This is a genomic window from Pseudomonas sp. R3-56 (genome assembly GCF_051132075.1).
GTDB lineage: Bacteria > Pseudomonadota > Gammaproteobacteria > Pseudomonadales > Pseudomonadaceae > Aquipseudomonas.
Window position 1 is genome coordinate 4,804,764 of the sequence record NZ_CP071657.1, and the last position, 12,560, is coordinate 4,817,323.

At 61.1% G+C, this 12,560-nt stretch carries 11 protein-coding genes; 4 read left to right on the forward strand and 7 right to left on the reverse strand.

Annotated features, from left to right (window positions below; translation table 11 throughout):
* The 3 genes from J3P96_RS21865 to J3P96_RS21875 all read left to right on the forward strand — a co-directional run bounded on the left by J3P96_RS21865 (position 1) and on the right by J3P96_RS21875 (position 5,419).
* Complete coding sequence (locus J3P96_RS21865) at positions 1-1,098, forward strand: DUF1513 domain-containing protein (protein WP_434653485.1); 1,098 nt, start codon at positions 1-3, stop codon at positions 1,096-1,098.
* Between the two features lie 132 nt (positions 1,099-1,230).
* On the forward strand, positions 1,231-2,379 hold the full coding sequence (locus J3P96_RS21870; protein WP_434653487.1) for an efflux RND transporter periplasmic adaptor subunit: 1,149 nt from the start codon (positions 1,231-1,233) through the stop codon (positions 2,377-2,379).
* A 13-nt stretch (positions 2,380-2,392) separates the two neighbouring features.
* Complete coding sequence (locus J3P96_RS21875; RefSeq protein WP_434653489.1) at positions 2,393-5,419, forward strand: multidrug efflux RND transporter permease subunit; 3,027 nt, start codon at positions 2,393-2,395, stop codon at positions 5,417-5,419.
* A 40-nt stretch (positions 5,420-5,459) separates the two neighbouring features.
* Here the strand turns inward: J3P96_RS21875 and J3P96_RS21880 are convergent, their stop codons facing one another.
* From J3P96_RS21880 to colR, 5 genes are all read right to left on the reverse strand, one after another.
* Positions 5,460-5,687, reverse strand: a complete 228-nt coding sequence (locus tag J3P96_RS21880) for a hypothetical protein (protein ID WP_305496339.1) — start codon at positions 5,685-5,687, stop codon at positions 5,460-5,462.
* Positions 5,684-6,397 (reverse strand): lipopolysaccharide kinase InaA family protein, encoded by a 714-nt coding sequence (locus tag J3P96_RS21885; RefSeq protein WP_434653491.1) that lies wholly within the window; start codon positions 6,395-6,397, stop codon positions 5,684-5,686. The genes J3P96_RS21880 and J3P96_RS21885 overlap by 4 nt, the downstream gene beginning before the upstream one ends.
* A 5-nt stretch (positions 6,398-6,402) precedes the next feature.
* On the reverse strand, positions 6,403-7,071 hold the full coding sequence (locus J3P96_RS21890; protein WP_434625669.1) for a class I SAM-dependent methyltransferase: 669 nt from the start codon (positions 7,069-7,071) through the stop codon (positions 6,403-6,405).
* Positions 7,072-7,194: 123 nt separating this feature from the next.
* On the reverse strand, positions 7,195-8,472 hold the full coding sequence (locus J3P96_RS21895; protein WP_305496342.1) for a sensor histidine kinase: 1,278 nt from the start codon (positions 8,470-8,472) through the stop codon (positions 7,195-7,197).
* Positions 8,462-9,145 carry a two-component system response regulator ColR gene (colR, locus tag J3P96_RS21900; RefSeq protein WP_030142512.1) on the reverse strand — a complete coding sequence of 228 codons (684 nt, stop codon included), beginning with the start codon at positions 9,143-9,145 and terminating at the stop codon, positions 8,462-8,464. The genes J3P96_RS21895 and colR overlap by 11 nt, the downstream gene beginning before the upstream one ends.
* Before the next feature lie 319 nt (positions 9,146-9,464).
* On the opposite strand from colR, the gene J3P96_RS21905 reads away from it, so the two are divergent.
* Complete coding sequence (locus J3P96_RS21905; RefSeq protein ID WP_434625672.1) at positions 9,465-10,208, forward strand: phosphatase PAP2 family protein; 744 nt, start codon at positions 9,465-9,467, stop codon at positions 10,206-10,208.
* 185 nt (positions 10,209-10,393) lie between these two features.
* Here the strand turns inward: J3P96_RS21905 and groL are convergent, their stop codons facing one another.
* Positions 10,394-12,037: a chaperonin GroEL gene (groL, locus tag J3P96_RS21910; protein ID WP_181288598.1), complete on the reverse strand. Its 1,644-nt coding sequence runs from the start codon at positions 12,035-12,037 to the stop codon at positions 10,394-10,396.
* 53 nt (positions 12,038-12,090) lie between these two features.
* Positions 12,091-12,384, reverse strand: a complete 294-nt coding sequence (locus J3P96_RS21915; RefSeq protein ID WP_003204913.1) for a co-chaperone GroES — start codon at positions 12,382-12,384, stop codon at positions 12,091-12,093.
* Between the last annotated feature and the right edge of the window lie 176 nt (positions 12,385-12,560).

Genomic DNA, 12,560 nt, shown 5'->3' on the forward strand with positions numbered 1-12,560 from the left:
ATGTTTCGACGTCAGGCTCTGACGCTGGGCAGCTTGCTGCTCGGCGCCATCACCCTGGGCGGCTGGACGCTGTTCAAGCAAAAGGACAAGAGTCCATTACTGCTGTCGGCACGGGACGATGCCGACGGCAAGCACTACGCGGTCGGCTATCGACTGGACGGCACACGGGTGTTCGCCACCCAGGTTGGCCAGCGCTGCCATGACATCATCAATCACCCGGCGCTGCCGATCGCCCTGTTCGTCGCCCGCCGCCCGGGCACCGAAAGCTATCTGGTCGACCTGCGCGACGGCACGCTGCTGCAAACCATCACCTCGCTGCCGAACCGGCATTTCTACGGTCATGCGGTGATCCACAAGAGCGGCGAATGGTTGTACGCCACAGAAAACGATACCAGCGATCCGGGACGCGGCCTGCTCGGCGTGTACCGTTTCGAAGGCGAACGGCTGGTGCACAGTGGCGAACTGTCCACCCACGGCATCGGCCCTCACCAGGTGTCGTGGCTGCCCGACGGTGAGACGCTGGTGGTGGCCAACGGCGGCATCCGCACCGAGGCCGAGAGCCGGGTCGAAATGAACCTCGACGCCATGGAGCCGAGCCTGGTGCTGATGCACCGCGATGGCACGCTGTTGAGCAAGGAAACCCTCGCCCAGAAGATGAACAGCGTGCGCCATATGGGCATCGCCAGCGATGGCACCATCGTCACCGGCCAGCAGTTCATGGGAGCGGCCCACGAATCGTCCGAATTGCTCGCGATCAAGCGTCCGGGCCAACCGTTCAAGGCGTTCCCGGTACCTGAATACCAGTTGCAAGCCATGGGGCATTACACCGCCAGCGTCGCCGTGCACAGCGACCTGCGCCTGGTAGCCCTGACGGCGCCACGCGGCAACCGTTTTTTCATCTGGGACCTGGACAGCGGCGAGGTTCGCCTCGACGCGCCCCTGCCGGACTGCGCCGGGGTCGGCGCGGTAGCCGACGGGTTTGTCGTGACGTCGGGCCAGGGGCGTTGCCGCTACTACGATTGTCGGCAGCCACAACTGGTTGCAAAGCCGCTGGATCTGCCGGCGGGGCTCTGGGACAACCATCTACATCTGGTCTGAGCTGCAAGCTCAGAGGACGCAGGGAAAAACCTTACACATTGCCGACAAACACCGATTGGAATCCTCCGGGCACTCAAGGTAAGGTGCCCGCCTGTCTGTATTTCTCTCGGCTATTTTCCAAGGAAGTGGAACATGCTGCGACGCCGCATGCTGATCATGTTGGGTGTTGTCCTGCTGGTGGTGCTGGCGCTGGCGGGCTACAAGGCCTATTCCATCTATCAGCAGATCCAGATGTTCTCTGCGCCCAAACCTGCGGTCAGCGTCGCCGTGGCCAAGGCCGTCGAACAGCCATGGCAAGCCCGCCTGCCCACTGTCGGCAGCCTCAAGGCGTTGCAAGGCGTCGACCTGAGCCTGGAAATCGCCGGCACCGTGCAAAAGGTCCAGTTCGAATCCGGCCAGAAGGTCAAGGCCGGGCAACCGATCCTGCAACTGGACAGCGAAGTCGAAAGCGCCCTGCTGGAAACTGCGCAGGCCGACCTTGGCCTGTCGCAACTGGATTTCGGCCGTGGCCGACAACTGGTGGGCAGCCAGGCGATTTCCAAGGGCGAGTTCGACCGGCTTTCGGCCCAGTTGAAGAAGAACCAGGCCACGGTCAACCAGCTCAAGGCTTCGCTGGCGAAAAAACACATCGTCGCGCCGTTCAGCGGCACCATCGGCATCCGCCAGGTGGATGTCGGCGACTACCTCGCCAGCGGCACGGTGATCGCGACCCTGCAGGACCTCAGCAGCCTGTACGTCGACTTCTACGTTCCTGAACAGACGGTGCCTCGGCTGGCGGTTGCCCAGCCAGTCAACGTCAGCGTCTCGGCCTATCCCGGCCAGACCTTCGTTGGCACCATCAGCGCAATCAACCCCAAGGTCGAGGACAGCACCCGTAACGTGCTCGTGCGCGCCACGCTCGCCAACCCCGACGGCAAGCTGTTGCCCGGCATGTTCGCCAACCTGAACGTCATCCTGCCGGACCTCGCCGTTGGGATCGTCGTGCCGGAGAGCGCCGTGACCTACACCCTCTATGGCAACTCCATGTACGTGGTCACTCAGAAGAAAACCGCCGAGGGCAGTGTCGAGAAGGATGACAAGGGCCAGCCGATCCTGATTGCCGAACGGCGCTTTGTCGAAACCGGTGAGCGCCGTGACGGGCAGGTCCTGGTGACCAAGGGCGTGCAGCGCGGCGAAGAAGTAGTGATTGCCGGCCAGATCAAGCTCGACAACGGCACGCCTATCGCCATCAGCGACGACAAGACCCTGACCGAACAGAACAGCCCACCGCGCGCGGACTGATCAAGGAACCCCCATGGCCTTTACCGATCCGTTCATCCGCCGCCCGGTGCTCGCCACCGTGGTCAGCCTGTTGATCGTGCTGCTGGGCTTCCAGGCCTGGAGCAAGCTGCCCCTGCGCCAGTATCCACAGATGGAAAATGCCCTGATCACGGTGACCACCGCCTACCCCGGGGCCAACGCCGAGACCATCCAGGGTTACATCACCCAGCCGATGCAGCAGAGCCTGGCCAGTGCCGAGGGCATCGACTACATGACTTCGGTCAGCCGCCAGAATTTCTCGGTCATATCGGTCTACGCGCGCATCGGTTCCAACAGCGACCGGCTCTTTACCGAACTGCTGGCCAAGGCCAACGAGGTGAAGAACCAACTGCCCCAGGACGCCGAGGACCCGGTCCTCAGCCGCGAGGCAGCCGATGCCTCGGCGCTGATGTACATCAGTTTCTTCAGCAAGGAGCTGAACAACCCGCAGATCACCGATTATCTGTCGCGCGTCATCCAGCCCAAACTGGCAACGCTGCCGGGCATGGCCGAGGCCGAGATCCTCGGCAACCAGGTATTTGCCATGCGCCTGTGGCTGGACCCGGTCAAGCTCGCAGGCTTCGGCCTGACCGCCGCCGACGTGACCAACGCCGTGCGCCAGCACAACTTTCTCTCCGCTGCTGGTGAAGTGAAAGGCGAGTACGTGGTCACCAGCATCAACGCCAACACCGAACTCAAATCCGCCGAGGCATTCGCCGGTATCCCGCTCAAGACTGACGGTGACAGCCGCGTGTTGCTGCGGGACGTTGCGCGGGTGGAGATGGGCGCCGAAAACTACGACACCATCAGCTCTTTCGGTGGCACCCCTTCGGTGTACATCGGGATCAAGGCAACCCCTGGCGCCAACCCCCTCGATGTCATCAAGGAAGTGCGCAAGATCATGCCGGAGATGGAGGCCCAGCTGCCGTCCAACCTCAAGGCCGAGATCGCCTACGATGCCACGCTGTTCATCCAGGCCTCCATCGACGAAGTGGTGAAGACCCTGTTCGAGGCGGTGCTGATCGTCATCGTCGTGGTGTTCCTGTTCCTCGGCGCCCTGCGCTCGGTGCTCATCCCGGTGGTGACCATTCCGCTGTCGATGATCGGCGTGATGTTCTTCATGCAGTTGATGGGCTACTCCATGAACCTGCTGACATTGCTGGCCATGGTATTAGCCATCGGCCTGGTGGTGGACGACGCCATCGTGGTGGTGGAAAACATCCACCGGCACATCGAGGAGGGCAAGACACCGTTCGACGCCGCGATTGAAGGCGCGCGGGAAATCGCCATGCCGGTGGTCTCGATGACCATCACGCTGGCGGCGGTCTATGCACCGATCGGCCTGCTCGAAGGCCTGACGGGGGCGCTGTTCAAGGAGTTCGCGCTGACCCTCGCCGGGGCGGTGGTGATCTCTGGAATCGTCGCCCTGACCCTCTCCCCAATGATGTGCGCGATGCTGCTGCGTCATGACCAGAACCCCTCTGGGCTGGCCCATCGGCTGGACGTGATCTTCGAGCGCCTGAAGGCCCGTTACCAGCGGATGCTTCACGGCACGCTCAATACCCGGCCGGTGGTGCTGGTGTTTGCCGTGCTCGTGCTGTTGCTGATTCCGGTGCTGATCATGTTCACCAAGTCCGAACTGGCGCCCGACGAGGACCAGGGCATCATCTTCATGATGGCCAACGCCCCGAAGACCACCAACCTGGACTACCTGAACGCTTACACCGATCACTTCATCACGATCTTCAAGGAATTCCCCGAGTACTACTCTTCGTTCCAGATCAACGGCTACAACGGCGTACAGTCGGGCATCGGCGGTTTCCTGCTCAAGCCCTGGAACGAACGCAGCCGCACCCAGATGGAGATCCTCCCCGAAGTCCAGGCCAGGCTGGAAAGCGTGCCCGGCCTGCAGATCTTCGGCTTCAACCTGCCCTCGCTGCCCGGCACGGGCGAAGGCTTGCCCTTCGAATTCGTCATCAACTCGCCGAAGGACTACACGACGCTCCTGCAGATTGCCGAACGGGTCAAGAAGCGTGCGCTGGAGTCCGGCAAGTTCGCCTTCATGGACATCGACCTTGCGTTCGACAAGCCTGAAGTCGTGGTGGACATCGATCGCGCCAAAGCCGCCCAGATGGGCGTCTCGATGCAAGACCTCGGCGGCACGCTGGCGACACTGCTGGGCGAGGCGGAGATCAACCGCTTCACGCTGGAGGGGCGTAGCTACAAGGTCATCGCCCAGGTCGAGCGGCCATTCCGGGACAATCCGGACTGGCTGAACAACTATTACGTAAAGAACGCCCAGGGCGAGTCGCTTCCGTTGTCGACGCTGATCAAGGTCAGCGACCAGGCACGACCGCGGCAACTGAACCAGTTCCAGCAGCTCAATGCCGTCACGATCTCGGGCTTTCCCACGGTAAGCATGGGCGAGGCCATCGAGACGGTTCACCAGATAGCCCTTGAGGAAGCGCCGACAGGGTTCGCCTTCGATTACGCCGGCGCTTCGCGTCAGTTCGTCCAGGAAGGCAGCGCGTTATGGGTCACCTTTGGCCTGGCCCTGGCAATCATTTTCCTGGTGCTGGCGGCGCAGTTCGAGAGCTTCCGCGACCCGCTGGTAATCCTGGTGACGGTGCCGTTGTCCATTTGCGGCGCACTGATTCCGCTGTTCCTCGGCTGGTCGAGCATGAACATCTACACCCAGGTGGGGCTGGTGACCCTGATCGGCCTGATCAGCAAACATGGCATCCTGATCGTCGAATTCGCCAACCAGCTGCGCAAGGAACAAGGCTTGAGTCCGCGTGACGCAGTGGAACAGGCCGCATCGATTCGCCTGCGTCCGGTGCTGATGACCACTGCCGCCATGGTGTTTGGCATGGTGCCGTTGATCCTCGCCACCGGTGCCGGCGCAGTGAGCCGCTTCGACATCGGCACGGTCATCGCCACGGGCATGTCGATCGGCACCTTGTTCACGTTGTTCGTGCTGCCGTGTGTCTACACCTTGCTGGCCAAGCCGGACAAAGCCTGAGGCATGCAGATATCGGGGCCGTGTCTGGGCTTCCTGACACTCAACTCTGCGGTCGCATGCCCTGGGACAGACTGAACATGAACAGCAACAGGTCGTCGTCCGGCTGGATCGCCTCGCTGGCCTTGGCCACCCGCGGCACCGGGCAATGTGCGCCGACAGTGGAGGCACTGAGGATCTGCGAGCGTGGCTGCTCCCACACCACCAGCGCCAGGGATGCAACTGCCAGGGCTCCGACTAAAAACAAACCTCTAGCAATTTCTAGTTTCATCGGGATAAACCTTTGATAGCGCTGCCAAACGCCGCCTCGTAAAAATAGACGAGTTTTCCCCAGTCGCAATCCTGGAACGACGAATGGCGCCGCAGCTGGCTCATGTCATGGAACGCCGCGCCGCGGGCGGTCAACCGCTGGCGACATTTCTCAAGATCGAGCAGCGCCACTTCGGCCTTGGCCGACTCGCCCTCTCCGGTGACGCGCACGAATACATGCTTGATGTAGAGGCAACTGTGCTGCCAGCGCCCCTTGTGCATGCGGGCGAGATTCTCGGCCAGGGCCTGGAGGAGACGATCATGGACCGCCTCGCCATGACGCTCGCGGCCGCCTGCGGCATACCAACGCCCGATTTCCTCGAAGCCGTCCAGAGCGCGGGTGACCAGCAGCGCCCGCCACTTGTGGACCAGGTCTCTCTGCGCGCCGCAAAAGACCACTTGGGGTACCGTGACGCCGAGTTCCGCCAGGGCCAGCAGCGCTCGCTCTTCACGCAACACGGTCGGACGGCCGAACGGGTGCAGCAGACTGCGGTAGATGTGTCCGGTCTGGCGCTTGGAATAAAACAGCTCGCCATCATGGCTGATCCGCTGCACACCGCTTTCGCCGCCACGCCGGGTATTGGGGGCTTCCACCCACTCGCCACGCTGATTCCAGATCTGGTCAAAGCAACTACGAGAAGCCGCCTGGGCTCCTGCTACCTGTACAACCATGCCTGCTACCCCTTGCGTAATACATAAACTCGCCACATGGCATAGAGCGGCAGGAAATCCAACTGTTCCTCAATGCGAAACCCGGCCTGTCGAAACTCTTCTTCAACTGTAGCGACCGGTAACACAAATCGGTTCTGGTAGTCTTTCTGCCCACGGGTGCGCTCCAGGCGCTTGCGTTTCCAGGCCTTGAAATTGCCGTCGACCCACAATGAAACGATCACGCTGTCACGGGTGACACGCTCGAATTCCCTCAATATCGCCAGTCGGTGCGCGGGTTCGCCGATGTGATGCAAGAGGCGCATGCAAAAAATGCTGTCGACGGCGTTATCAGGCAAGGCGATGTCGAACGCAGATGTGTGCAAAGGTTGTACCCGTTTTACGACATCGGCCGGTTGTGCCTTCAATGCCGTCTGGAGCATGGCGGTGGAATTGTCCGCGCCGATGATCACCCGGCCGGGTTTCTCGGCCAGCAGCGGCCAGAAACGCCCGGCTCCGCACGGCAGGTCCAGGACCAAGCCCGGGTCTCCCGCGAGCATCAAGGCGCGCCGGGCCAGTTGTTCGTCCCGACGGTGGGAAAGACGGCGGCTCAGCCCCGTCTTGTGTTTGCGCAGGTATTGCTGGGCATGTCGCTCGTCGTACTTGGCGGAAAAAGCTAGCTTGATGGGATTGGACATCGATGGCGCCTCCAGAGTTGATGGCGCCACCTTAGGGATCGGCTTGTAGCTGACAGGTCATCCCTTTGTGAAAACTTCGTCATGTAAACGGCTGAATGTTTTCAAGACTTTTCGCCGCCGTTCTCAGGACTTCGGGTTCAACTCCACTTCGAAACGGCACCCGTTGGGTTCCATCGTGCTGAGGCTCACCGTCCAGCCCTGGTCCTCGCAGATCCGCTGCACCAGTGACAGCCCCAGCCCCAGTCCCTCGCCACGCTTTTCGTTACCGCGTACGAACGGCTCGAACATCGCCTCGCGCTTCTCCTCGGGAATGCCTACGCCGCTGTCCTCGACGACAAATCCAGTGGCGGTCAGCGAGACGCGGATAAAACCCTGGTCGGTGTAATGCAGTGCGTTACGCAGCAGATTTCCCATGACGGCAGTCAGGAACGTGGCGTTGTACTGCGTATCGGTGGTTTGCCCTGGTTCGAAGATCAAGGTCAGGCCCTTGGATTCGATCGGCGCACGCCAGACCCCAAGGAGGTTTTCCGCGACCTGCCCCAGCGTCGAGCGAGGCGACATGCCGTTGTCCTCGCGTTGGGCCCGGGCAAGCATCAGGAAGGTCTGCACCAGTTCGCGCATTTCTTCGCTGGCGCGGTTGATGCGCTCGACCTGGGTGCGTCCACGCTGGTCCAACGCCGGATTCTCCAGCAGCAATTCGCAGGAGGTGGCGAGGATCATCAACGGCGTGCGCAGTTCGTGACTCACGTCGCTGGTGAACAACCGTTCCCGGGTCAGGGCCTGGCGCAACCGGCCCAGCGTGGCATCGAACGCCACGGCCAGCTCGCCCACTTCATCAGCGGCATAATCCGGTGCCAACGGCGGGGCAAGCCCGAGCAACTGGTCGCGATGCCGTACCTGCCGGGCCAGACGTACCACCGGCGCCATCACCCGGCGTGCCAGGACCCAGCCCAGGAACACCGCGAGCGCCAGACTGAGGACGAAGCCCACCAGCACCACGGCAAACAGCACCCGCTCGCGCTCCTCGAAATCGCTCTGGTCCTGCAACAGCACGTAATGTCGACCGTCAACGATCTCTACCATCGCGTGATAGGACAGCTGTTCGCGAAAGACTTCGTGAAAGCCACGTTGCAGGTGACGCAGGTCCCTGGGCAACTCGAAGTCCCCCGGGCCGCCGCTGAAATAGAACAGCTGGTCGGGTTCCGGGCGATGACTCCAGTCGGAAACGCTGTCCATCAACAGCAGGCGTTGCAGGTCGCCTCCGAGCCCGGCGGAAATCAGTTTTTCCTCCACCAGATGGACCGTTGCCACGATGCCCAGTGCAAACGCTCCCGCCACCAATGCGCTCATCAGCGCAAAAGCGATGATGATCCGTTGCGCAAGGCTTTGCTTAAACTCCATCTCGGCCCTCGGCCAACCGATAGCCGACGCCGTGAACAGTGTGCAGCAGCGGTTTTTCAAACGGTTTGTCGATCACCTGGCGCAATTGGTGGACATGGCTGCGCAGGCTGTCGCTATCCGGGCAATCATCGCCCCACAGGGCTTCCTCAAGGATCTCGCGCCGCAGCACGTGGGGGCTTTTCTGCATCAGTACCGCCAGCAACTTGAGGCCCACGGGGTTGAGCTTGAGCAGTTTGCCTTCCCGGGTCACTTCCAACGTATCGAGGTCGTAGCTCAGGTCGCCGACTTGCAACGCGCGTCGGCCACCGCCCTGGGCACGCCGCATGACCGCTTCGATCCGCGCCGCCAGCTCCGACAAGGCAAAAGGCTTGACCAGGTAATCATCCGCCCCGGATTTGAAACCCTGCAAACGATCATCCAACTGGTCCCGCGCGGTGAGCATGATCACCGGTGTATCGCGCCGGGCGTCTTCGCGCAGGCGCTTGCACAGCGTATAGCCGTCGATGCCCGGCAGCATGATATCCAGCACAATCAAGTCGTAGTGTTCGGTCGCGGCCAGGTGCAGCCCTGACAAACCGTCCTGTGCGCAATCGACCGTGTAGCCCTTGAGGCCCAGGTAGTCGGCCAGGTTGGCCAGGATGTCACGGTTGTCTTCAACCAACAGAATTCGCATGGGCATCTCCTCTGCGCACGGGGCAATCGTCGTGGCCCGCGCAGCTTAAGGCCAAGCGTGGCTTACGGCTAGGGTTGTATACGCAGTGCGAGCCACTGTGGGAGCGAGCCTGCTCGCGAAGGCGGTGGAACAGCCGCCACCCAGGTTGAATGTGCCGCCCCTTCGCGAGCAGGCTCGCTCCACAAAGGTCAAGAGCCCTCAGCAGCGGGGCTGCGCGGGTGTTGACGAGTTTTTCACCCAACCTTCACACCACCCGAACGCAACGCAGACCAGACTGTGCAACGCGCTGATCACGAAAACTCCCATCAAAGGTACTGCCATGGTTTCCACTGCCATCCGCCCCGCTTCCAGGCCCCTGAATCTATGGGTCGCCCTGGGCCTGCCCGCCGTGGTCGCAGCCATTCTGGTGTTGCTGGAACTGACCAGCCTGGACATGAACGTGGCCAAGCTGTTTTACGATCCGACGGCGGGTGGGTTTATCGGTCGACACAGTTTTTTCCTGGAAGACATCCTGCATGACCGGGCCAAACAGCTGGTCATCGGGTTTTCCGTGCTGGCGGTCGTGGGGTTTGTCGCCTCGTTTTTTATCGCTCGGCTCAAGCCGTACAAACGTGAGCTGGGTTGCCTGGTCCTGTCGCTGGCATTGGCGACTGCGTTTGTCACGCCTTTGAAGGCAGTGACGGCAGTGCAATGCCCATGGAGTCTCAAGGAGTTCGGTGGCAAGGAAACCTACAGTGAGCTACTGAGCCCACGCCCGGCTACCGACAAGCCCGGCCGATGCTGGCCCGGCGGGCATGCCGCCACCGGCTTCACGCTGTTCGCGTTGTTTTTCGTACTGCGTGACCGTCGCCCACGCCTCGCACGCCAGGCGCTGGTGTTCGCCTTTGCCCTGGGCACGGTGTTTTCCGTGGGACGCATGATGCAAGGGGCGCACTTTTTCTCCCACAACGTCTGGACAGCGGTGTTCTGCTGGCTGATTTGCCTCGGGTGTTATTACTGCGTTCTGTACCGACCAGTTTCCACACCTGAACGTATGATCGTCACCCGCTCCGTCAATGCCTGAACATAAATTTCAATGTGGGAGCGAGCCTGCTCGCGATAGCGTCGGATCAGCAACATCAATGTTGATTGTTATACCGCTTTCGCGAGCAGGCTCGCTCCCACAGAGTTTGGTGCCGTTATTCAGGGCAATAAAAAACCCCGCCTGCTTTCACAGACGGGGTTTTTCGCTACAGGGGTAAGGCTGGCTTACATCATGCCGCCCATGCCACCCATGCCGCCCATGTCTGGCATGCCGCCGCCAGCTGGAGCGTCGTCCTTGATTTCAGCGATCATCGCCTCGGTGGTGATCATCAGGCTGGCAATCGACGAAGCCGCTTGCAGAGCCGAACGAGTCACTTTGGCCGGGTCCAGGATACCCATTTCGATCATGTCGCCGTATTCGCCGGTGGCAGCGTTGTAACCGTAGTTACCCGAACCCTGCTTGACCTTGTCGACCACTACGCTTGGCTCGTCGCCGGAGTTGGCAACGATCTGGCGCAGAGGTGCTTCAACAGCGCGACGCAGCAACTGGATGCCAACGTTCTGGTCATCGTTGTCGCCTTTCAGCTCGCTGATGGCTTGCAGGGCACGAACCAGTGCCACGCCGCCGCCAGGTACCACGCCTTCTTCGACGGCTGCGCGGGTTGCGTGCAGGGCGTCTTCAACGCGGGCTTTCTTCTCTTTCATTTCAACTTCGGAACCGGCGCCAACCTTGATCACCGCAACACCGCCGGACAGCTTGGCCAGGCGCTCTTGCAGTTTTTCGCGGTCGTAGTCGGACGAAGTCTCGGCCACTTGTGCGCGGATCTGGGTGACACGAGCCTGGATATCGGCATCGTTGCCAGCACCGTCGATCACGGTGGTGTTTTCCTTGGACAGGATCACGCGCTTGGCGTTACCCAGGTGCTCCAGGGTGGTGCTTTCCAGGCTCAGGCCGATCTCTTCGGAGATAACGGTACCGCCGGTCAGTACGGCGATGTCCTGCAGCATGGCCTTGCGACGGTCGCCGAAGCCTGGAGCCTTGACGGCTGCAACCTTGACGATGCCACGCATGTTGTTCACGACCAGGGTCGCCAGGGCTTCGCCTTCGACGTCTTCAGCCACGATCAGCAGAGGGCGGCCGGCTTTGGCAACGGCTTCCAGCACTGGCAGCATTTCGCGGATGTTGGAGATCTTCTTGTCGACCAGCAGGATCAGCGGGCTGTCCAGCTCGGCAACCATGGTGTCCGGCTTGTTGACGAAGTATGGCGACAGGTAGCCACGGTCGAACTGCATGCCTTCTACAACCGACAGTTCGTTTTCCAGGCCCGAGCCTTCTTCAACGGTGATCACGCCTTCCTTGCCGACTTTTTCCATGGCTTCGGCAATGATGTCGCCGATGGAGTTGTCGGAGTTGGCGGAGATGGTACCTACCTGGGCGATTGCCTTGGAGTCAGCGCAAGGCTTGGCCAGACCCTTCAGTTCCTTGACGATGGCGATGGTCGCCTTGTCGATGCCGCGCTTGAGGTCCATCGGGTTCATGCCGGCAGCGACGGCTTTCAGGCCTTCGTTGACGATCGATTGAGCCAGTACGGTCGCGGTGGTGGTACCGTCGCCGGCGTCATCGTTGGCACGGGAGGCAACGTCCTTGACCAACTGCGCACCCATGTTTTCGAAGCGATCCTTCAGCTCGATTTCCTTGGCTACGGAAACGCCGTCCTTGGTGATGGTCGGAGCGCCGAAGCTCTTCTCGATGATCACGTTACGGCCTTTCGGGCCGAGGGTCGCTTTTACTGCGTCAGCCAGGACGTTGACACCGGCGAGCATTTTCTTGCGGGCGGAATCGCCGAATTTAACTTCTTTAGCAGCCATGATCGATATTCCTTAAATACTTTGTAGTAGTAGCGGGAAAATGAGCGGGGAAATCAGCCTTCGAGAACGGCGAGGATTTCGTTCTCGCTCATCACCAACAGGTCTTCGCCGTCGACTTTCACAGTGTTGCTGCCGGAGTAAGGGCCGAACACAACCTTGTCACCCACTTTCACGGCCAGCGCACGTACTTCACCGTTTTCCAGAGCCTTGCCCGGACCTACAGCGAGAACTTCACCGTGGTTGGCTTTTTCAGCAGCCGAACCTGGCAGGACGATACCGCCAGCGGTTTTCTTCTCTTCTTCGCTGCGACGGATGACGACGCGGTCATGCAGAGGACGAAGCTTCATTGTCGATCTCTCCTAATTTTGGTTTTCATCGGCCGGTGTAGTCCCGGCGGGTTTAACAAAAGCCGGCGGAGCCGGGGTGCGGTTCGTCAAGCGAACCGCGGAAGTCTGTCCGGTGTCGCCACCGGAAACCTTGCGGTGACCCATACATAAGGGCGTGCAAGTCGATTACAAGGGTC